The following is a 21303-nucleotide window of genomic DNA, read 5'->3' as shown; positions in this document are numbered from 1 at the left end:
GAGCGAATGTATACCGCCATCGTATTCCTGCCGCTGATCGGCTTCCTGATTGCCGGCCTGTTTGGGCGCATGATCGGGCCCAAGGCCAGCGAAATCGTGACCGCGACGCTGGTCACCGCCTCCGCGATCCTGTCGTGGGTCGCCTTCTTCACCATCGGCTACGGCGACACGAAGCTGGTGCAGATCGAGATCATGCGCTGGATCAGCGCCGGGGCGCTCGACGTGACCTGGGGCATCCGGGTCGACACGCTGACCGTCGTCATGCTGGTCGTGGTGAACTCGGTGTCCGCGCTGGTTCACTGGTATTCCCGCGGCTACATGCACCATGATCCGCATCGTCCGCGCTTCTTTGCCTATTTGTCGCTCTTCACCTTCGCCATGCTCTCGCTGGTGACCTCCGACAACCTGCTGCAGATGTTCTTCGGCTGGGAAGGCGTGGGTCTGGCGTCGTATCTGCTGATCGGCTTCTGGTTCCACAAGCCGTCCGCGAACGCAGCCGCCATGAAGGCCTTCGTCGTCAACCGCGTCGGCGACTTCGGGTTTGCGCTCGGCATCTTCGGCACCTTCGTCCTGTTCGACAGCATCGACCTGCAGACGATCTTCAACCAGGCCATCGCGCTCGGCGGCCAGGGCGAGATCGCGCATGAGGCCTCCTTCGAGTTCCTCGGCTATCACCTGGACACCCACGCGGCAATGACCGTCGTCTGCCTGCTGCTCTTCATGGGCGCCATGGGCAAGTCGGCGCAGTTCCTGCTGCACACCTGGCTGCCGGACGCCATGGAAGGCCCGACCCCGGTGTCGGCGCTGATCCATGCGGCCACGATGGTGACCGCGGGCGTCTTCATGGTTGCCCGCCTGTCGCCGCTGTTCGAGCTGTCCCACACCGCGCTGACCGTCGTCACCTTCTTCGGTGCGACCACGGCGTTCTTCGCCGCGACCGTCGGTCTGGTGCAGAACGACATCAAGCGCGTGATCGCCTATTCGACCTGTTCGCAGCTCGGCTACATGTTCGTGGCCCTCGGCGTCGGCGCCTATTCGATCGGCGTGTTCCACCTCTTCACCCACGCCTTCTTCAAGGCTCTGCTCTTCCTATGCGCCGGTTCCGTGATCCACGCGGTCTCCGACGAGCAGGACATGCGCAAGATGGGTGGCCTGCGGAAGCACATTCCCTGGACCTACTGGACCATGTTCATCGGGACCGTGGCCCTGACCGGTGTCGGCATTCCCTTCACCCACATCGGCTTTGCCGGCTTCATCTCCAAGGATGCGGTCATCGAGGCAGCCTATGCAGGTCACAACGCCATGAGCCAGTATGCCTTCTGGCTGACCGTGATCGCCGCCGGCCTGACGTCCTTCTACTCCTGGCGTCTGACCTTCATGACCTTCCATGGCAAGCCGCGTGCGCCCGTCGACGTGATGAGCCACGTGCACGAGAGCCCCTGGATCATGCTGTTCCCGCTGGTCCTGCTCTCTGTCGGTGCCGTGCTTGCGGGCATGGTGTTCTACGGGGTGTTCGTCGGCGAAGGCTTCGAGCACTTCTGGAAGGGCGCGATCTTCATGGGGCCGGAAAACCACATCCTGCACGCCATGCATGAAGTGCCGGGCTGGGTGAAGGTGTCGCCCTTCGTGATGATGGCCGGCGGTTTCGTCGTCGCCTACATCTTCTACCTGCGCAAGCCGGACCTGCCGAAGAAGCTCGCCGAGCAGCACTCTGGTCTCTACCAGTTCCTGCTCAACAAGTGGTACTTCGACGAGGCCTATGACTTCCTCTTCGTGCGCCCGGCCAAGTGGCTCGGCCGCACGCTGTGGAAGAAGGGTGACGGCACCGTGATCGACGGCTTCGGCCCGAACGGCATCGCCGCCCGCGTGCAGAATGTCACCACCTGGGTGGTCAAGCTGCAGACCGGCTATCTCTACCACTACGCCTTTGCCATGCTGATCGGGGTAGCGGCCCTGGTCACCTGGTCGATGTTTACCGGTGCCGGCACCGGAGGAGCTCACTGATGATCGACTGGCCAATTCTCTCGACGGTCACGTTCCTTCCGCTGATCGGTGTCCTCTTCATCCTCCTCGTTCCGGGGGATGACGAGGGCGGCAAGCGCAACATCCGCATGGTTGCGCTGGTCACCACGCTCTTCACCTTCGCGGTGTCGCTCATGCTCTGGGCGGGCTTCGACTATTCCAACCCGGACTTCCAGTTCGTGGAGGAAAAGGACTGGCTCGGCGGCGGCATTTCCTACCGCATGGGTGTCGACGGGATCTCGATCCTCTTCGTCGTGCTCTCTGCCTTCCTGATGCCCTTCTGCGTGCTTGCCTCCTGGGAGAGCGTGCAGAAGCGGGTGAAGGAATACATGATTGCCTTCCTCGTGCTGGAAACCCTCATGATCGGCGTGTTCTGCGCGCTCGACCTGATGGTCTTCTACGTCTTCTTCGAGGCTGGCCTGATCCCGATGTTCCTGATCATCGGGGTGTGGGGTGGCGCACGCCGCGTCTATGCGTCCTACAAGTTCTTCCTCTACACGCTGCTCGGCTCCGTGCTGATGCTGATCGCCATCATGGCCATGTACTGGAATGCCGGGACCACCGACATCACCGTGCTGCTCGGCCACGAGTTCCCGGCGTCCATGCAGACCTGGCTGTGGCTCGCCTTCTTCGCCAGCTTTGCGGTGAAGATGCCCATGTGGCCGGTTCACACCTGGCTGCCGGATGCGCACGTGGAAGCGCCGACCGCCGGTTCCGTCATTCTGGCGGGCATCCTGCTGAAGCTCGGCGGCTACGGCTTCCTGCGCTTCTCGCTGCCGATGTTCCCGCTGGCGTCCGACCTGTTCGCGCCGATGGTCTTCACCCTGTCCGTGGTGGCGATCGTCTACACCTCGCTGGTGGCGCTGGCCCAGGAAGACATCAAGAAGCTGATCGCCTATTCCTCCGTCGCCCACATGGGCTACGTGACCATGGGCATCTTCACGATGAACGAGCAGGGCGTGCAGGGCGGCATCTTCCAGATGCTCTCCCACGGCATCGTCTCCGGCGCGCTCTTCCTCTGCGTCGGCGTGGTCTATGACCGGATGCACACCCGCGAGATCGCGGCTTATGGCGGCCTGGTGTCGCGCATGCCGAAATACGCGGTGGCCTTCCTGATCTTCACCATGGCGAACGTGGGCCTTCCGGGCACCTCGGGCTTCGTGGGCGAAATCCTCACCCTGCTCGGCGCCTACCGGGCGAACACCTGGGTGGCCTTCTTCGCCACATCCGGCGTGATCCTGTCGGCCGCCTACGCGCTGTTCCTCTACCGCCGGGTCGTCTTCGGCCCGCTGGAGAAGGAAAGCCTCAAGTCGATCCTCGACCTGAACCTGCGCGAGAAGGTGATCCTCGTACCGCTCATCGTCCTGACGATCTTCTTCGGCTTCTATCCGATGGCGATCCTGGACGTGACACAGGGCGCGGTGGATCAGCTCATTCACAACTACCAGGCAGCGCTCGAGGCGGCTGGACATGTCCAGAACGCCGCAGCGCCGGCCCACTGACCGTCAAAGGCGAGATGAAAGCACATGTCTGACATGACACAACTGCCTGATCTCCTTCCGGCCCTGCCGGAAATCTTCCTGGCGCTCGGTGCGCTTGTCCTGCTGATGATCGGCGTCTTCGGTGGAAACCGGGTGTCGCCGCTGGTCAACGGCATGGCCATGGGCCTGATCGCGGCCACCGCGCTCTTCGTGCTGCCGTTCGGCGCGAAGAACGGGGTGACCTTCTCCGGCTCCTTCATCCTCGACGACTATGCCTATTACCTGAAGCTGGTCATCCTGGTCGGCTCGTTCTTCGCGATCGCCATGTCCTGGGCCTATGCCAAGAGCCAGGCCTTCGACAAGTTCGAGTATCCGGTGCTCATCGTGCTGGCGACCCTCGGCATGCTGCTCATGGTCTCCGCCCATGACATGATCGCGCTGTACCTCGGTCTCGAGCTGCAGTCCTTCGCGCTCTATGTCGTGGCTGCCATCAACCGGGACAGCGTGCGTTCGACGGAATCCGGCCTGAAGTACTTCGTGCTTGGATCGCTCTCCTCGGGCATGCTGCTCTATGGCATGTCGCTGGTCTATGGCTTCACCGGCCAGATTGGCCTGCCGGAGATCGCCGCTCACCTGCACGAGAACGGTGCTTCCATCGGTCTTGTGATCGGTCTGGTTTTCGTGCTCGCAGGCCTGGCCTTCAAGATCTCCGCCGTGCCGTTCCACATGTGGACCCCGGACGTCTATGAAGGCGCGCCGACCCCGGTGACCGCCTTCCTGGCAGCCGCTCCCAAGGTTGCCGCCATGGGCATGCTGGTGCGCGTCGTGATCGATGGCTTCCAGCCGGTGACCCACGACTGGCAGCAGGTGATCGTCTTCGTCGCCATCGCCTCCATGGGTCTTGGTGCCTTTGCCGCCATCGGCCAGACCAACATCAAGCGCCTGATGGCCTATTCCTCCATCAGCCACATGGGGTATGCGCTGGTCGGTCTTGCTGCCGGCACCGAAGGCGGCGTGCAGGGCGTGCTGTTCTACATGACCGCCTATCTGGCCATGACCCTCGGCGTCTTCGCCTGCATCCTCGGCATGCGCCGCAAGGATGGCATGGTCGAGGAGATCGAGGACCTGGCCGGCCTGAGCCGCACCAACCTGTCGATGGCCATCCTGCTGGCGATCCTGATGTTCTCGCTGGCCGGCATCCCGCCGTTCATCGGCTTCTTCGCCAAGTGGTATGTCTTCTCGGCTGCCGTGGAAGCGGGTCTCTATCCGCTCGCCATCATCGGCGTGGTTCTCTCCGTGGTCGGCGCCTACTACTACCTGCGCGTCATCAAGGTGATGTTCTTCGACGAGCCGAAGGAAGCCTTCGAGAAGATGCCGGTGGAACTTCGGGTCGTGCTCGGCCTGTCGGGCCTGGTGGTGATCTTCTTCTGGGCCATGCCGAGCGCCTTCATCCAGGGGGCCGCGACCGCCGCAGGCTCGCTGTTCTGAGCGTCCGCGTGAAGACAACGACACTCACAGGCCCGGCATCGCAAGTGCCGGGCCTGCGCATTGAGCGCCACGACAGTGTCCTCTCGACCATGGTGCCGGCCTTCGAGCGGGCCCGTGAGGGCGTGGCAGACGATCTCTGGATCATTGCCCGCGAACAGACCGGGGGCAGGGGCCGTCGCGGCCGCCTCTGGACATCTCCCCCCGGAAACCTTTATACGAGCCATCTCATGGTCGATCCGCAGCCGCGGGCGCGGATCGGTGAGCTTCCGCTTGTGGCAGCCGTTGCGCTGGCCGAGGCGGTCGAGCGGGTCTGCGGCTTCGACGGGTCGGGACCTGGCCGGGATGGCGGCTTCGTGCGCCTCAAGTGGCCCAATGACCTGCTGATCGGTGGCGCCAAGGTGTCCGGCATCCTGCTGGAGGCCGAGCCGCGCATCGACGGGCGCCACTGCGTGGTGCTGGGGATTGGCGTCAACTGCCAGAGCCATCCGGAGGCCGGGCTTTATGCCACCACCGACCTTCGGGCGGAGGGCTTCGACATTTCCCCGGACAGGCTGTTCGAGGCTCTGATCGAGCGGTTTTCCGTCTGGCGGGGGATCTGGCAGGAAGAGGGGGGCTTTTCGGCTGTCAGGACCGCCTGGCTGGCCCGGGCGGCCCATCTCGGCATGGAGATTGGCGTGCGCAACGGCTCCCGGGAGATCCGAGGGATCTTCCGCGACCTGGATGCGACCGGTCATCTCATTCTGGAATGCGCGGACGGCGAACGCGAAATCATATTCGCCGGTGATGTGTTTCTGGGCGGCTCGTAGCGCTTTTTCAAAGCCAGGCTCGCCGTTCGGAGACGGACAATTGGAGTAAGGAATGGCATCTGCCAAGGAAATCGTCTTCCTGCCGCTTGGCGGCGTGGGAGAAATCGGGATGAATCTGGCCCTTTACGGGTTCGGTGAAGGCAAGAAGCGCAAGTGGCTGATGGTCGATTGCGGCGTGTCCTTCGCCGGCCCCGACCTGCCGGGCATCGATCTGGTCTTCCCCGACATCACCTTCCTCGAACAGGAAGCGGACAACATCCTGGGCATGGTGATCACCCATGCCCATGAGGATCACTACGGGGCGATTGCCCATCTCTGGCCCTTCCTGCGGGTTCCGGTCTATGCCACGCCCTTCACGGCGGGGCTCCTGGAAGCCAAGATCGAGAGCGAGCCGGGCGCCGAGGAAGTGCCTGTCACCATCGTCAATCAGGGCGACCGGATCGACATCGGCCCGTTCAATGTCGAGTTCGTCGCCATGACCCACTCGATCCCCGAGCCCTGCGCGCTGGCGATCCGCACGGAAGCGGGTCTCGTGCTGCACACGGGCGACTGGAAGATCGACCCGACGCCGGGCGTGGGCAAGAGCATCGACCTGGAGCGTCTGGCGGAGCTCGGCCGGGAAGGGGTGATGGCGCTGGTCTGTGACAGCACCAATGCCATTCGCAACGGCAAGAGCCCTTCGGAAGCCGATGTGGCGCGCGAGCTGACGGAAGTCATGAAGAAGGCCAAGAACCGCATCGCGGTGACAACCTTTGCCTCGAACGTCGCCCGCATCAAGGCGATCGCGCTGGCGGCCAAGGCCTGCGACCGGGATGTGGTCGTGGTGGGGCGCTCCATGCACCGGGTGATCGATGTGGCCGGCGAACTGGGCTATCTCGACGGTCTGCCGACCTTCCACGACGAGGAAGCCTTCGGCTATCTGCCGCGCGAGAAGGCCGTTCTGCTCTGCACCGGCTCGCAGGGCGAGCCGCGCGCGGCCCTGTCGCGCATTGCCGCCGGCGACCATCGGCACATTGCCTTCTCCCAGGGCGACACGGTGATCTTCTCCTCGCGCACCATTCCGGGCAACGAGAAGGCGGTCGGCGCCGTGCTCAACAATCTGGCGGATCTGGGCACCCATATCGTGACCGACGCGGATGCGCTGGTTCACGTCTCCGGCCACCCGCGCCGGGGCGAACTGGAGGAGCTCTACAAGCTCGTTCAGCCGAAAGTGGTGGTTCCCGTTCACGGCGAGCCGTTGCATCTTGCAGCGCACGCGGACTTCGCCCGGGGCATGGGCGTGAAGGAAGTGGTGCGGGCGCGCAATGGCAACATGGTGCGGCTCAATGCCGGCTCTGCCGGGGTCATCAAGGAAGTCACCTCCGGCTTGATGGTCAAGGACGGGGACATTCTCGACGATCCGGAAGTGACCGGCGTGAAGGAGCGGCGCAAGCTGGCCTATGCCGGGGCCCTGGTGGTCTCGCTGGTGGTCAACAAGGCCGGCGAACTCTATGGCGATCCGGAAATGGCGCTGATGGGTCTGCCGGACTGCGACGACGATGGCGAGCCGATGGAAAACATCGTCGCCAAGGCCGTGGTCGGGGCGGTGGTCTCCATCCCCAAGGCGCGCCGCAAGGACAATGACCTGATCGCCGAGGCCGCGCGCCGGGCGGCCCGGGCGGCTGTGCTGGACGTGTGGGGCAAGAAGACCCACTGCCAGGTGCTTGTCAGCCGCATTTGACACGACCGCCTGCCGGTCCCGCGTTCGCGGGGCCGGGGCGCTGGAGGAGGGAAGAGGAATGATCGGACGTCTGAACCATGTGGCGATTGCTGTTTCCGACATGGAAGCGGCCGCGAGCGTCTATCGCGACACGCTGGGCGCCGATGTCTCCGAGAAGGTGGCCCAGCCCGACCACGGGGTGAACACGGTCTTCATCAATCTTCCCAACACCAAGATCGAGCTTCTTGAGCCGCTGGGCGAGAATTCGCCCATCGCGAAGTTTTTGGAGAAGAACCCCTCCGGCGGCATTCATCACGTGTGCTACGAGGTGGATGACATTCTGGCGGCCCGCGACAAGCTGGTGGCCCAGGGCGCCCGGGTGCTGGGCGACGGGGAGCCGAAGATCGGCGCCCATGGCAAGCCGGTGCTCTTCCTCCATCCGAAGGATTTCCTCGGCACCCTGACCGAGCTGGAACAGGCCTGATCCCGCGGCAACGACCCTGACCGGCAGGCGGCCTGCGCCCTGGCGGCGCCTCATGGGCTGATCCGCGCGAGCGTGCGTGAGACGGTCCTGTGGCGCCGGGCCGCGCAAATGCCATCATTGCGTGCGACGCGGGAGTGCTTCTCGTACCCCGGAGACCTCGCCGCGATGCTGACTGCCCATCTTCCTGCCGGCTATTCCCTCGTCCGGCTGGCGCGCCAGACCAGCCCCTCGGTGCTGGCTGTGGCGCTGATTTTCTCGATCCTGCCGGATTTCGATCTGCTCTGGTTCTATCTGGTCGACAACCGGTCTGTCCATCATCACCGCTATTGGGTGCATCTGCCGGTGTTTTGGGTCGCGGTCTTTTGTCCGCTCATCGCGCTTGGCTGGCGGACCCGATTTCGCGCCCATCTCGTCATTGCCTTTGCGGCGGTCATGCTCCATCTGGTGCTGGATACGATTGCCGGCGGGATCGCGTGGCTTGCGCCTTTCGACAGGACCCTGATCCATCTGGTCATCGTGCCGCCTTCGGAGCATTACCACTGGCTGATGACCTTCATGCTGCACTGGACCTTCGCTCTCGAGCTCGTTGTCTGGTGTCTTGCGCTGGGGCTGATGGCGCGAGAGGTTTCGCTGCGACGGCGGGCGGTGTAAGGAAACGTGCCGGAGAACGTTCCGGCACTCACGCGCGGGAGGAGAAGCGCATGTCGATCGCCTTTGGTCTGGCCATCTATTTCATGATCTGGTGGATCGTGCTTTTCGCCGCACTGCCCTTCGGCATCCGGCGCAGCCAGGTGGAGGCGGGCGACGTGGCGCCCGGCACGGATCCCGGTGCGCCGGAGCGGGTGAACATGGTCAAGGTGATCGTGATCACTACCGTGATCGCCACGACCATCTTTGCCGGCTACGTGTGGCTTCGTTACTCCGGCATCACCCTCGACGATCTCCCCCTGCCGCGCCCGCCCTCCGGCCGCTGACGGGTTTGGCTTGCTGACGGGCTCGGGAGACGCGGCAAGGCAGCGGCGGAGCCGCAAGGGAGCGAGATTCGCAAGCCGCTGTTGTTTGTCATACACCCCCCACCTCGTCATCCTGTGCAGACAGGAGCCCGGACCCCGCTGAGGGATCGATGCCTGTCGATCAGCGCGTGTGAAGTCTGGATCCTCGGCACAGGGCCGAGGATGACTTTCGAGATGGCGGCTTCGCTGGACAGGCTCCTGCGCGACGTCCAGTCACCCAGTCTTCAAGCCCCCCGGTCATCAAGCCACCAAAGTCTTCCGCCGCTCCTCCGTCGTGCCATGGCTCGACCATGGCATCCATGCCTTGACCTGTCCTCATCGGTTGGCCCGGATGGATCACGGCGTTGCGTGCATCCCCATGAGCTGCAATGATGGAAGATAGGCACGCTGAGAACCCCGCTACCGCTGCCGACCGTTGCAGCTGACCAGGCGCCGGAGGTCGAGGCGCCGGAGGACCAGGGGCCGGAGAACCAGGGGCCGGAGAACCAGGGGCCTGAGAACCAGGGGCCGGAGAACCAGAAGACACCGAGCCAGTGAGGCTTCACAGCTTCTCCCATTTCATCAGGCTGTCATCATGCGGGGGGCCTGGCTTTCACTTCGCTGGCCTTCGCTGCGAAGCCTTCTGCCACCGGTCAATCCATCCCCGGGTTCCAGGATATCGGTCGAAAAAAAAGGCAGAGCCGAAGCTCTGCCTTTTCCTCAGTTCCGCGTCTAATTGCTTTCGACCCCGAGTGCTCTTGCGAGCGATGCCATTTTGGCTTGTTCGGGTGGCTGCGAACCTTACGGTGCGCCAGGAAAGCTCTTCCTCCCAAGACTCAGACCGCGATTTGATCAAGGGTCGGTGGTAGGTAGGTCTTACCACAGCCCTTTTTCTTATGATTTTGTGACACTAGCCTACGTATTTCGATTTGTCACCAGTTTGTGCAGGAAAGGCTGAAATTTTTGCTTGTGCAATAATTTAGCAGGTTTGCCCCTGCGGAATGGGGGGGTGGTCATATTGGCATAAATAACGAGGATGCCTACCGATCAGGGTGGTGCGCCTCCAGAGGGCCCGGTTCGCTCCAATGGATTTGTGCCGGCAGGGGCGACAGCGCGACTGTCCGATCCGGCGGCCTTGCGGCGTTCTGACAGCCTGTCTCTTCTCCGGACCTCCCGCGCTGGCGGAGAAAGGGTGATTTCCTGATGAATGGCAGGGGCGGGGGCTTGTATTTGCGCGCTTCATGCGCTTTCACTCTTGCTTCAAATTCCGGCGGTTCGCCCGCCCTGAACGATCCAAGAGAGACCCCATGCGCCTGTCCCGCTATTTCCTGCCGATCCTGAAGGAAACGCCGAAGGAAGCTGAAATCGTTTCCCACCGGCTGATGCTGCGTGCCGGCATGATCCGCCAGCAATCCGCCGGCATCTATTCCTGGCTGCCGCTCGGCCATCGGGTGCTGCGCAAGATCGAGCGGATCGTGGAAGAAGAGCAGGCGCGCGCCGGGGCCATCCAGATGCTGATGCCGACGCTCCAGTCCGCCGACCTGTGGCGCGAAAGCGGGCGCTATGACGCCTATGGCAAGGAAATGCTGCGGATCACCGACCGCCACGAGCGCGACATGCTCTATGGTCCGACGAACGAGGAGATGATCACCGACATCTTCCGTTCCTACGTGCGCTCCTACAAGGATTTGCCGCTCAACCTCTACCATATCCAGTGGAAGTTCCGCGACGAGGTGCGTCCGCGCTTCGGCGTCATGCGCGGGCGCGAGTTCCTGATGAAGGATGCCTATTCCTTCGACCTGACCCAGGACCAGGCGGTGGAAAGCTACAATCGCATGTTCGTCTCCTATCTGCGCACCTACAAGCGCATGGGTCTGACCGCGATCCCGATGAAGGCGGAAACCGGCCCGATCGGCGGCGATCTCAGCCATGAATTCATCGTTCTGGCCGAAACCGGCGAGAGCGAGGTCTATTGCCATCGCGACTTCCTGGACAAGGCGACGCCGGGCATCGACACGGACTTCGACGGGGATCTGACTCCGATCGTCAGGGACTGGACCTCGCTCTATGCGGCGACCGAGGACGTCGTCGACAAGGCCGAGTTCGAGGCGAGCGTTCCGGAAGACAAGCGGATCGTTGCCCGCGGTATCGAGGTCGGCCAGACCTTCTATTTCGGCACGAAATATTCCGAGCCCATGGGCGCTAAGGTCGCAACGGCCGAGGGCACCGAAGAGCCGGTGCACATGGGGTCCTATGGCATTGGCGTGTCGCGCCTGCTCGGGGCGATCATCGAGGCGAGCCATGACGATGCGGGCATCATCTGGCCCATCGAGGTGGCGCCGTTCCATGTGGGCCTGATTAACATGCGCCCCGGGGATGACCTCACCGATCCGGTCTGCGAGGATCTCTATGCGCGCCTTGAGGCCTCCGGCATCGAAGTGCTCTATGACGACACGAGCAAGAGCGCGGGTGCAAAGTTTGCCTCGATGGATCTGATCGGCCTGCCGTTCCAGGTGGTTGCCGGCCCCCGCGGCCTGAAGGACGGGCTGCTGGAGGTCAAGGACCGCAAGACGGGCGAGAAGGAAATGCTGACGGTGGATGCAACCATCGCCAGGCTGCAGGCGGCATTGACGCTCTGAGCCGCAGCGTAGATCCTTGAAACACTGGGAATCGCCGGCGGTTGCCGGCGATTTTTTTCGCCCTGCGGCCGTGAAATCGCCACGGTGGTGACGAGCATGGGGCAACGGGCAGGGGCGCGACCGATTCGACGGTATCGTTCGACCCGAAACCCCGAGGATCCTGCTCTCCGGTGTCGGAGCGCGGCAGGCAGACACGACAGCGGACGGGCATAGCGGACGGACCATGAGCTCATCTCCCATCACTCCCGAACGGGCGACCCGTCCGTTCTCGGCTTTCGAATGGATGATTGCCGGCCGCTATCTGCGGTCCCGCCGCAAGGAAACCTTCATTTCGGTCATTGCCGGCTTCTCCTTCACGGGCATCATGCTGGGGGTCGCGACCCTGATCATCGTGATGGCGGTGATGAACGGTTTCCGATCCGAGCTGCTGGGCAAGATCCTCGGCATCAACGGCCACATGCTGGTCCAGCCGATCGATAGCCCGCTCACCGACTATGATCCGGTCGCCAAGCGGCTCGAGGCCGTGCCGGAGGTCATTTCCGCCATTCCCTTCGTGGAAGGGCAGGGGCTCGTCAGCGGCCCGTCGGGCAATCTGGGCGGATTGGTGCGGGGCGTGAACGAGGCGGACCTGCGGCGCATCCCGCTGATTTCCGGCAATGTGTCGCTCGGGACCTTCGACGACTTCGATGCGGGCTCCGGGGTCGCGATCGGCACCCGCATGGCGCAGCAGCTCGGGGTCACGCTCGGGGACAACATCACGCTCATCGCCCCGCGCGGGAATGTCACCCCCATGGGCGTCACTCCGCGTATCAAGGCCTATCCGGTCACGGCGATCTTCGAGATCGGTATGAGCGAGTATGATGCTACCTTCGTCTTCATGCCTCTGGCTGAAGCGCAAGGGTTCTTCAACATGGCCGATCGGGTGACGGGCATCGAGCTCTATGTGGCCGATCCGGACCGGGTCGGTGTCATGCGCGCAGCGGTGGAAGAGGGTGCAGGGCGCCCGGCGGTCGTGAGCGACTGGCGTCAACGGAACGTCACCTTCTTCTCGGCCCTCGAGGTTGAGCGCAATGTCATGTTCATCATCCTCTTCCTGATCGTTCTGGTGGCGGCTCTCAACATCATTTCCGGGCTCATCATGCTGGTTAAGGACAAGGGGCGCGACATCGCGATCCTGCGCACCATGGGGGCAAGCCAGGGGGCGATCCTGCGGGTCTTCCTCATCACCGGGGCCAGCATCGGCTGCGTCGGAACGCTGGCGGGCTTCGTCCTCGGGCTGGTGGTCTGCCTCAACATCGAGAGCATCCGGCAAGGGGTTTCCTGGCTCACCTCTACCCAGCTCTTTGATCCCACTCTCTACTTCCTTTCCAAGCTGCCGGCTGAGATTGACAATGGCGAGACCATTACCGTTCTGGTGATGGCGCTTGTTCTCTCGCTTCTGGCCACGCTCTATCCCGCCTGGCGCGCCGCACGGCTCGATCCGGTGGAAGCCCTGAGGTACGAATGATGACGGCCGCGGCAACCGTTCCCGCTCCTCACCCTGACGGACATGCACTTGCCCTCAGCGGCGTCGTGCGGACGTTCCACGAGGGTGACCGCGAACTGCAGGTCCTGCGCGGCGTGGACTTTGCCATGAACCCGGGCGAAATGGTCGCGCTGGTGGCGCCGTCTGGCACGGGCAAGTCGACGCTCCTGCAGATTGCGGGACTGCTCGAGCGGCCGGATGACGGCGAAGTGCTCATCGGCGGGCTCGATTGCGGCGACATGGACGATGCCGAGCGCACCATGGTGCGACGGGATCAGGTCGGTTTCGTCTATCAGTTTCATCATCTCCTCCCAGAATTCACGGCGCAGGAAAACATCATGCTGCCCCAGATGATCGCGGGCCTCCCCAAGCGGGAAGCGGCAGCGCGGGCCATGGAGCTGCTCGACTACATGCGTCTCGGGCCGCGGGCCCGGCACCGGCCGTCGGAGCTCTCCGGCGGGGAACAGCAGCGCGTCGCCATCGCCCGCGCCGTGGCCAACGCGCCAAGGCTTCTTTTGCTTGACGAGCCGACCGGCAACCTGGATCCGGAAACCGCCGACTATGTGTTCGAGGCGCTCTACGCCCTCGTGCGCGCCTCGGGTGTCGCTGCCCTCTTTGCCACCCACAACATGGAACTCGCCCGGCGCATGAACCGCTGCGTGACCCTGCGCGGCGGCCTGCTCGAACCTTACGAGCCCTGAGGCCGCCCGATCAGGCGACGTCGCCAAAGGCTTTAGTTGTGCGGCTCAGTCTCTCTCGCCAAAGACCTGGCATGACGCCTGCGCTGCAACTTCCGGTGCCTTTCCTGACCCGTGCCCTGCCGGAGGTCGCTGCTTCCAGGATGCGTGACGACTCTTGAAAGTGGCGACAGCTTGCACCTGTCCAAAGCCACGACTTTCCGCATCGTTGTTTCACCCTTTCTTAACCTTGAGGCGGATCGACAGAACGCGCAAGAGATAATTAGAACAAAAAGGGGTTGCGAAGAGAACAAAAGCGGTACATCGTATTTCCAGATTGTTGGAGACAGGAGCAGAGACATGTGCATTTTCGCCCGCGATTTCGCCGCTTTCGGTTCCATGATTGCCTTTTGTGCGACCCTGATGGTCTGGGGCGACGTTCTGATGGGAAGCCTCTGATCCCGAACTGGCTCGTGGGGGCGGTCGGCGTCTGGGTTCCGTCGCGAGCCACGGCGAAACATCCGCTGCGGGACATTCTCATGTCCGGGCCTGAGACGAGAAGATCGTGGATTGAAGGCTGCTGCCGCATGTCCGAGGGGCGCAAGAGGGGCTCGGGAGTGTTACCTTGGACAGCCCGGCGGAGCGTTTCGCCGGGGCCACGCCAATCCATGCCACGATGGGTGAGGGGCGTGAGCCGTACCTCGATTGTGCTCGGTTGCTGAACCCCTGATCCCTGGTTCCGCCGGGTGTCCGGCTTCGATTGGAGGATTTCCTCGTGACCCAGTCCCCATCCGTCAGCGGTCCGTCGATCGTCTCTGGTGCCGCTCCAGATGCTGGGGGTGGCGTCGGCCTCGACCGGATGATGGACCGTGTCGGCTTCGTGCATCTGCGCGTTCATTCCGCGCTCTCGCTGCTGGAGGGGGCACTTCCCATCAAGAAGCTCCTGGATCTCGCCAAGTCCGATGATCAGCCGGCCCTCGCCATCACGGATACGGGAAATCTCTTCGGGGCGCAGGAATTCTCGGCGAAGGCCTGGGGCAGCGGCATTCAGCCGATCATCGGCACCCAGCTCGCCATCACCTTCGACAAGCCGGTTGCAGGCGCGCCAGGGCTGGTGCTCGGAGGGGGGGGCGCACCGCAGCTTTCCGATGTGGTGCTGCTGGCAGCCGATGAGACCGGCTACATGAACCTGATGGACCTGAGTTCCCGGGCCTTCCTGGACACGGAGACAGGTCTGCGCCCCCATGTCGGGATCGACTATCTGCTCTCTCGGGCCGAGGGGATCGTGCTTCTGACGGGCGGTGTTTCGGGGGCGGTTGGGCAGGCCCTGCTTTCCGGCAACACGGCTCTGGCGCGCGAACGCCTGACGACGCTTGCCCAGGGATTTGCCGGGCGGACCTATGTGGAGATTCAGCGGCACGGCATGGAGACGGAGCACAGGACGGAGGCCGGGTTCCTGGATCTCGCCTATGAGCTCGGCCTGCCGATCGTTGCCACGAACGAGTGCTACTTCCCCAAGCGGGAGGATTACGAAGCCCATGACGCGCTCATCTGCATTGCCGAGGGCAGGGTCATTCCGGAGGCAGATCGCCGCAGGCTGACGCCGGAGCATTATTTCAAGTCGAGGGCGGAGATGGTCGAGCTCTTTGCCGATCTGCCGGAAGCGCTGACCTCGACCCTGGAAATCGCCGCGCGCTGCAGCTATCGCCCCTTGCGGCGCAATCCGATCCTGCCGCGCTTTGCCGGCGCAGATGCGGATCCGGAGGAAGCGGAACAGGCGGAGGCGGCCGAACTGGAACGGCAGGCCCGCGAGGGTCTCCAGGCGCGCCTCGATGCCCATGGCCTGGCGCCCGGCCTGTCGGAGACCGACTACTGGGAACGGCTCGACTACGAGATCGGCATCATCAACCGGATGAAGTTCCCGGGCTACTTCCTGATCGTGGCGGACTTCATCAAATGGGCGAAAGACCACGATATTCCGGTGGGACCCGGGCGAGGGTCCGGTGCCGGGTCACTGGTCGCCTGGTCGCTGACCATCACCGACCTCGATCCCATGCGCTTCTCGTTGCTCTTCGAGCGCTTCCTGAACCCTGAGCGCGTGTCGATGCCCGATTTCGACATCGACTTCTGCCAGAGCCGGCGTGAAGAGGTCATCCGCTACGTTCAGGAGAAATACGGCCGCCAGCAGGTGGCGCAGATCATCACCTTCGGGTCGCTTCAGGCCCGCGCCGTGCTGCGCGACGTGGGTCGTGTGCTGCAGATGCCCTATGGCCAGGTCGACCGGTTGTGCAAGCTTGTGCCCGCGAACCCGGCCAATCCGGTGACCCTGGCCCAGGCGATTGCTGACGAACCGCGCCTTCGGGAAGCCGCAAGGGATGAGGAGATCGTGGACCGGCTCCTGACCATGGCGCAGAAGCTCGAGGGGCTCTACCGTCACGCGTCGACCCATGCCGCGGGTGTTGTGATCGGGGACCGGCCGCTGGAGCAGCTGGTGCCGCTCTACCGCGATCCGCGCTCCGACATGCCGGTCGCCCAGTTCAACATGAAGATGGTGGAGGATGCCGGGCTGGTGAAGTTCGACTTCCTCGGTCTGAAGACCCTGACCGTCATCGACACGGCGGTGAAGCTCATCGCCCGCCGGGGGATCGACGTGGATGTCACGGCTCTGCCGATCGACGATCTTCCGACCTACGAGCTTCTGGCCCGCGGCGAGACCTTCGGCGTGTTCCAGCTGGAAAGTCAGGGGATGCGCCGGGCGATTTCCGGCATGAAGCCGGACCGGTTCGAGGATATCGTTGCCCTGGTGGCGCTGTACCGTCCGGGGCCGATGGAGAACATCCCGGTCTATAACGCGGTGAAGCACGGCGAGCAGGAGATGGACTGCCTCCATCCGCTGCTGGAACCGATCCTGAGCGAGACCAACGGGATCATCGTCTATCAGGAACAGGTGATGCAGATCGCCCAGGTGCTCTCGGGATACTCTCTCGGGGAGGCAGATCTTCTGCGCCGCGCCATGGGCAAGAAGATCGCTGCAGAGATGGAGGTCCAGCGCACCCGCTTCGTCGATGGGGCGGTGGAGCGCGGCATCGACAAGAAGCACGCCGGCTTCATCTTCGACCTGGTGGCGAAGTTCGCCAATTACGGCTTCAACAAGTCGCACGCGGCGGCCTACGCGCTTGTCTCCTACCACACCGCCTGGCTCAAGGCGAACCACCCGGTGGAGTTCATGGCGGCCTCCATGACCCTCGACATGGGCAACACGGACAAGCTGGGGGATTTCCGTCAGGAAGCGCGGCGGATGGGAATCGAGGTCGTGCCGCCGTCCATCAACCGGTCCCAGGTCTATTTCGACGTGGCCGACGGCAAGATCCTCTATGCCATGGGGGCGATCAAGGGCGTCGGCGAGCAGGCGGTGGAACACATCGTGAGCGCGCGCGGCGACAAGCCCTTCCGGTCCTTGAGCGACTTTGCCCGGCGCATCTCGCCGCGCCAGCTGAACAAGCGGACGCTGGAAAACCTTGTCGCGGCCGGCGCGCTCGATGAGCTGGAGCCGAACCGGGCCAAGATCCTGGAGGGGCTCGACCGGATCATGGGCCTGGCGCAGCGGACCGAGGAGAATCGCACGCTCGGTCAGAACGAGCTCTTCGGCGGCGGTGGCGGAGGAAGCGGCGAGGAGGATCTTCAGCTTAACGACGTGCCGAAGTGGAGTTCGGAGGAGCGGCTGCAGCGCGAGCATGCGGCCATCGGCTTCTATCTCTCCGCTCATCCGCTCGATGAATATGGCGAGCTCCTTGAGAAGATGCGGGTGCAGCCCTGGTCGCGGTTCGCCGAGGCGGTGAAACGCGGCGCATCCGCCGGACGTCTGGCGGGGACGGTGATCGGCATGCAGGAGCGCAAGACCAAGAGCGGCTCGAAAATGGGGATCGCGCGCCTCTCCGATTCGACCGGCCAGTTCGAGGTGCTGCTCTTCCGGGAGAAGCTCGAACAGCTGCGCGACAGTCTGGAGCCGGGCAAGTCCGTCGTCGTTCTCGTCGGGGCGGATCTGCGCGATGACGAGCCGTCCCTGCGCCTGGAAAGTGTCGAGAGCATCGACAAGATGGCGGCGCGGGTGCAGCGGGCGATGCGCGTGTTCCTGCGGGACGAGCGGGCGGTCTCCGGTCTGGCGCGGCACCTCACCGTGCGGGGCGAGGGGGAGGTCACCGTGATCGTCCAGATGCAGGAGGGCGCGCGGGAGGTCGAGGTGCGGCTTCCGGGCAAGTACCGTCTGTCGCCGGAGATCGCCGGGGCGGTGAAGGCCATGCCCGGTGTGAATGACGTGCAGATGGCGTGACGGCGTCCGCAGCGCGTGGGGCCGTCGACCGGCAGACGAACGTGGGGCGGGTATTGAGCGCCCCAAACGATCCTGTGCGGGTGTCCGGATCGTGCCGTATGCGGCAGGCTGTCCGGGGATGCGGCGAGGTCGATAACCCTGGCGGCTGGGTCCGGTGGGGGCGCCCGTAGGAGCCGCGAGGGCCGTGGGCCTGGTTGGCAGTTTCTGCGACCGCGCCTTGCGCTGGATCAGAGGCTGTTCCTGCGGCGTGGGTTGCGTCGCAAATTTCCCTGTCGGGACTTGCACTTTGGGGTTGCCCCGCCTATAAGGCGCGCATTCCACACGCAAGGGGCGGAATGCAGTCTTCGTGCTGCCTTCCATCCGGTGACGGACGCCAGTCTCGGTTCACCTGCTTTTCCGCTTGGAAATCAGGAGCTTCCGGTCTGGTCTCGTTCACGCCCACTTGCGGAGGTCAAACCGGAAAACAGGAGACAAGAGCCATGGCTCTGCCCGATTTCACCATGCGTCAGCTGCTTGAAGCTGGCGTGCACTTCGGCCACCAGAAGCACCGCTGGAACCCGCGCATGGGCCAGTATATCTTCGGTGTCCGCAATGATGTCCACATCATCGATCTGGCCCAGACCGTGCCGCTGCTGCACCAGGCTCTGAAGGCCGTTTCCGACACCGTCGCCGGCGGCGGTCGCGTCCTCATCGTGGGCACCAAGCGTCAGGCTCAGGAAGCTGTTGCCATCGCTGCCCGCAACTCCGCCCAGTACTACGTCAATGCCCGCTGGCTCGGCGGCATGCTGACCAACTGGAAGACCATCTCCAACTCCATCCAGCGCCTGCGCAAGGTTGAGGACACCCTCAATTCCGACGCCGCAAACTCGCTGACCAAGAAGGAGCGCCTGTTCCTGGACCGCGAGCGCGAGAAGCTCGAGCGGAACCTGGGCGGCATCAAGGACATGGGCGGTATCCCGGACCTGATCTTCGTCATCGACACCAACCGTGAAGCCATCGCCATCCAGGAAGCCCGTCGTCTGGGTATCCCGGTTGCCGCGATCCTGGATTCGAACTCGAATCCGGAAGGCATCACCTATCCGGTGCCGGGCAACGATGATGCTGGCCGCGCCATCACCCTGTATTGCGATCTGATCGCCCGGGCTGCCATCGACGGCATCTCCCGCGCCCAGGGTTCTGCCGGCATGGACATTGGTGCTTCCGAGGAAGCTCCGGTCGAAGAAGCTCTCGCCGACGCGTCGGAAGAAGCTGCCGAGGCCTGATGCCTTTGCGATATCCGGCGGCTTGCCGCCGGATATCCTCTGCTTTTCGAAAAAGGCGGGACGGGCTTCGTCGTCTTCCCGTCACACAGTTGGGGGTAGCCAGAATGCTGCACCCCGCTTTTTGTTTAACCCCCATCCACGAGGAAATCGATGAGCATTACCGCTGCGATGGTGAAGGAGCTCCGCGAGAAATCCGGCGCTGGCATGATGGACTGCAAGACCGCCCTGACCGAAACGGGCGGCGACATGGAAGCAGCAATTGACTGGCTGCGCACCAAGGGTCTTGCCAAGGCTGCCAAGAAGGCTGGCCGCGTGGCTGCCGAAGGTCTCGTCGGCGTGGCCGCCGAGGGCAACAAGGCCGCCGTCATCGAACTGAACTCCGAAACCGACTTCGTCTCCCGCAACGACGGGTTCCAGGATCTGGTCAAGAAGGTCGCCGGCGTTGCCGTGACGACCGATGGCACCCTGGAAGCCGTGTCCGCTGCCGATCTTGGCGGCAAGCCGGTTGCTGACGCGATCACCGATGCCATCGCCACCATTGGCGAGAACATGACCCTGCGCCGCACCGCGGTTCTGGAAGTGTCCGAAGGCGTCGTCGCCACCTATGTCCACAGCGCCGTTTCCGACGGTCTGGGCAAGATCGGCGTGCTGGTTGCCCTGGAATCCGCTGGCGACAAGGCCAAGCTGGAAGGCCTCGGCCGTCAGATCGCGATGCACGTCGCTGCCACCAGCCCGCTGGCCCTGTCCGCAGATGATGTGGATCCGGAAGTCGTCGAGCGTGAGCGCAACGTGTTCTCCGAACAGGCTCGCGAATCTGGCAAGCCGGAAAACATCATCGAGAAGATGGTGGAAGGCCGTATCCGCAAGTTCTACGAAGAAGTCACGCTGACCAAGCAGGCCTTCGTGATCGACCCGGACAAGACCGTCGAACAGGCTGTCGAGGCTCTGGCCAAGGACCTGGGCGCCCCGGTCAAGCTGACCGGCTTCGTTCGCTTCGCCCTGGGCGAGGGGATCGAGAAGGAAGAGACGGACTTCGCCGCAGAGGTGGCAGCCGCCACTGGGCAGTAAGCCTGATCCAGAAAAAGCGCCGGCATCGTCCGGCGCTTTTTTTATAGAAGGACCAGTCCGCATCACAAGAAGAAGGTTGCTGTCATGACCAAGCCCCTGCGTTGGAAACGTGTACTGCTGAAGCTCTCCGGCGAGGCCCTGATGGGCTCCCAGACGTTCGGGATCGACCCGGCGGTGGTTGAGCGGATCGCCAAGGAGATCGCCGATGCGGTTGCTCTGGGTGCCCAGGTGGGCGTGGTTGTCGGCGGCGGCAACATCTTCCGTGGCGTGGCTGTTGCCGCCAAGGGCGGCAACCGGGTGACTGGCGACCACATGGGCATGCTGGCCACCATCATGAACTCCCTGACCCTTGCCGACGCCCTGCGCCGGGTGAAGGTTCCGGCCCGTGTGCTCTCCGCAGTGCCCGTTCCTTCCATCTGCGAGACCTTCTCTCAGCGGGTGGCCGAGCGCTACATGGAAGATGGCGACGTGATCGTCTTCGCCGGCGGCACGGGCAACCCGTTCTTCACCACGGATTCGGGTGCGGCTCTTCGCGCGGTCGAGATGAAATGCGACGCCTTCCTGAAGGGCACTCAGGTGGACGGCGTCTATTCCGAGGACCCGAAGGTCAATCCGGATGCTGAGCGCTACGACAGCCTGTCCTATGAGGATGTGATCAAGCGCGATCTCAAGGTCATGGACACCACGGCCATCGCGCTGGCCCGCGACAATTCCGTGCCCGTCATCGTATTTTCCATCCATTCTCCCGGTTCGCTGGTCAGCGTTCTACAGGAAACCGGCCTCTATACGGTTGTCGGCGCCTGATTCTTTTGCCAATAAACAGGGCAACC

15 protein-coding genes are annotated in these 21303 nt (G+C 63.6%); all 15 read left to right on the top strand.

What is annotated here, in order from left to right; all coding sequences use genetic code 11:
• Positions 1–6: 6 nt before the first annotated feature.
• The 15 genes from nuoL to pyrH all read left to right on the top strand — a co-directional run bounded on the left by nuoL (position 7) and on the right by pyrH (position 21277).
• Complete coding sequence (gene nuoL / locus FR728_RS07640) at positions 7–2004, top strand: NADH-quinone oxidoreductase subunit L (protein WP_149891971.1); 1998 nt, start codon at positions 7–9, stop codon at positions 2002–2004.
• Positions 2004–3524 (top strand): NADH-quinone oxidoreductase subunit M, encoded by a 1521-nt coding sequence (locus tag FR728_RS07635; protein ID WP_149891970.1) that lies wholly within the window; start codon positions 2004–2006, stop codon positions 3522–3524. The genes nuoL and FR728_RS07635 overlap by 1 nt, the downstream gene beginning before the upstream one ends.
• A gap of 33 nt (positions 3525–3557) precedes the next feature.
• Positions 3558–4991: an NADH-quinone oxidoreductase subunit NuoN gene (nuoN, locus tag FR728_RS07630; RefSeq protein WP_244304423.1), complete on the top strand. Its 1434-nt coding sequence runs from the start codon at positions 3558–3560 to the stop codon at positions 4989–4991.
• Between the two features lie 8 nt (positions 4992–4999).
• Positions 5000–5797, top strand: coding sequence for a biotin--[acetyl-CoA-carboxylase] ligase (locus FR728_RS07625; RefSeq protein ID WP_208998686.1), 798 nt, complete (start codon positions 5000–5002; stop codon positions 5795–5797).
• A 52-nt stretch (positions 5798–5849) separates the two neighbouring features.
• The gene (locus FR728_RS07620) at positions 5850–7517 is read left to right on the top strand and encodes a ribonuclease J (RefSeq protein WP_149891968.1); all 1668 of its coding nucleotides are present in this window, start codon (positions 5850–5852) and stop codon (positions 7515–7517) included.
• A 58-nt stretch (positions 7518–7575) separates the two neighbouring features.
• A complete protein-coding gene (mce, locus tag FR728_RS07615; RefSeq protein WP_149891967.1) occupies positions 7576–7980 on the top strand; it encodes a methylmalonyl-CoA epimerase in 405 nt (134 codons plus the stop codon).
• A gap of 165 nt (positions 7981–8145) precedes the next feature.
• Complete coding sequence (locus tag FR728_RS07610; protein ID WP_149891966.1) at positions 8146–8631, top strand: metal-dependent hydrolase; 486 nt, start codon at positions 8146–8148, stop codon at positions 8629–8631.
• Positions 8632–8681: 50 nt separating this feature from the next.
• On the top strand, positions 8682–8954 hold the full coding sequence (locus FR728_RS07605; RefSeq protein WP_149891965.1) for a DUF1467 family protein: 273 nt from the start codon (positions 8682–8684) through the stop codon (positions 8952–8954).
• Between the two features lie 1325 nt (positions 8955–10279).
• Positions 10280–11611 (top strand): proline--tRNA ligase, encoded by a 1332-nt coding sequence (gene proS / locus FR728_RS07595; protein ID WP_149891964.1) that lies wholly within the window; start codon positions 10280–10282, stop codon positions 11609–11611.
• Positions 11612–11834: 223 nt separating this feature from the next.
• The gene (locus FR728_RS07590) at positions 11835–13118 is read left to right on the top strand and encodes a lipoprotein-releasing ABC transporter permease subunit (protein WP_244304421.1); all 1284 of its coding nucleotides are present in this window, start codon (positions 11835–11837) and stop codon (positions 13116–13118) included.
• Positions 13115–13837 carry an ABC transporter ATP-binding protein gene (locus FR728_RS07585; RefSeq protein WP_208998685.1) on the top strand — a complete coding sequence of 241 codons (723 nt, stop codon included), beginning with the start codon at positions 13115–13117 and terminating at the stop codon, positions 13835–13837. Before FR728_RS07590 ends, FR728_RS07585 begins: the two co-directional genes overlap by 4 nt.
• Positions 13838–14675: 838 nt before the next feature.
• Positions 14676–18143, top strand: coding sequence for a DNA polymerase III subunit alpha (dnaE, locus tag FR728_RS07580; protein ID WP_149892267.1), 3468 nt, complete (start codon positions 14676–14678; stop codon positions 18141–18143).
• A 479-nt stretch (positions 18144–18622) separates the two neighbouring features.
• Entirely contained in the window at positions 18623–19405 is a 783-nt protein-coding gene (gene rpsB / locus FR728_RS07575) for a 30S ribosomal protein S2 (protein WP_149891963.1), read from the top strand.
• Between the two features lie 150 nt (positions 19406–19555).
• Positions 19556–20473 carry a translation elongation factor Ts gene (tsf, locus tag FR728_RS07570; protein WP_149891962.1) on the top strand — a complete coding sequence of 306 codons (918 nt, stop codon included), beginning with the start codon at positions 19556–19558 and terminating at the stop codon, positions 20471–20473.
• Between the two features lie 84 nt (positions 20474–20557).
• Entirely contained in the window at positions 20558–21277 is a 720-nt protein-coding gene (pyrH, locus tag FR728_RS07565; RefSeq protein WP_149891961.1) for a UMP kinase, read from the top strand.
• Positions 21278–21303: the final 26 nt, after the last annotated feature.

The organism is Roseibium aestuarii, assembly GCF_008477545.1.
In the GTDB taxonomy this organism is placed as follows: domain Bacteria; phylum Pseudomonadota; class Alphaproteobacteria; order Rhizobiales; family Stappiaceae; genus Roseibium; species Roseibium aestuarii.
This window is presented reverse-complemented; position numbering and strand designations above follow the sequence as displayed.

What these genes read in the sequence shown, in the direction of transcription:
- nuoL (WP_149891971.1), top strand. Translation starts at nt 7, where the DNA reads ATGTATACCGCCATCGTATTCCTGCCGCTGATCGGCTTCCTGATTGCC.
- FR728_RS07635 (WP_149891970.1), top strand. Translation starts at nt 2,004, where the DNA reads ATGATCGACTGGCCAATTCTCTCGACGGTCACGTTCCTTCCGCTGATC.
- nuoN (WP_244304423.1), top strand. Translation starts at nt 3,558, where the DNA reads ATGACACAACTGCCTGATCTCCTTCCGGCCCTGCCGGAAATCTTCCTG.
- FR728_RS07620 (WP_149891968.1), top strand. Translation starts at nt 5,850, where the DNA reads ATGGCATCTGCCAAGGAAATCGTCTTCCTGCCGCTTGGCGGCGTGGGA.
- mce (WP_149891967.1), top strand. Translation starts at nt 7,576, where the DNA reads ATGATCGGACGTCTGAACCATGTGGCGATTGCTGTTTCCGACATGGAA.
- FR728_RS07610 (WP_149891966.1), top strand. Translation starts at nt 8,146, where the DNA reads ATGCTGACTGCCCATCTTCCTGCCGGCTATTCCCTCGTCCGGCTGGCG.
- FR728_RS07605 (WP_149891965.1), top strand. Translation starts at nt 8,682, where the DNA reads ATGTCGATCGCCTTTGGTCTGGCCATCTATTTCATGATCTGGTGGATC.
- proS (WP_149891964.1), top strand. Translation starts at nt 10,280, where the DNA reads ATGCGCCTGTCCCGCTATTTCCTGCCGATCCTGAAGGAAACGCCGAAG.
- FR728_RS07590 (WP_244304421.1), top strand. Translation starts at nt 11,835, where the DNA reads ATGAGCTCATCTCCCATCACTCCCGAACGGGCGACCCGTCCGTTCTCG.
- FR728_RS07585 (WP_208998685.1), top strand. Translation starts at nt 13,115, where the DNA reads ATGATGACGGCCGCGGCAACCGTTCCCGCTCCTCACCCTGACGGACAT.
- dnaE (WP_149892267.1), top strand. Translation starts at nt 14,676, where the DNA reads ATGGACCGTGTCGGCTTCGTGCATCTGCGCGTTCATTCCGCGCTCTCG.
- rpsB (WP_149891963.1), top strand. Translation starts at nt 18,623, where the DNA reads ATGGCTCTGCCCGATTTCACCATGCGTCAGCTGCTTGAAGCTGGCGTG.
- tsf (WP_149891962.1), top strand. Translation starts at nt 19,556, where the DNA reads ATGAGCATTACCGCTGCGATGGTGAAGGAGCTCCGCGAGAAATCCGGC.
- pyrH (WP_149891961.1), top strand. Translation starts at nt 20,558, where the DNA reads ATGACCAAGCCCCTGCGTTGGAAACGTGTACTGCTGAAGCTCTCCGGC.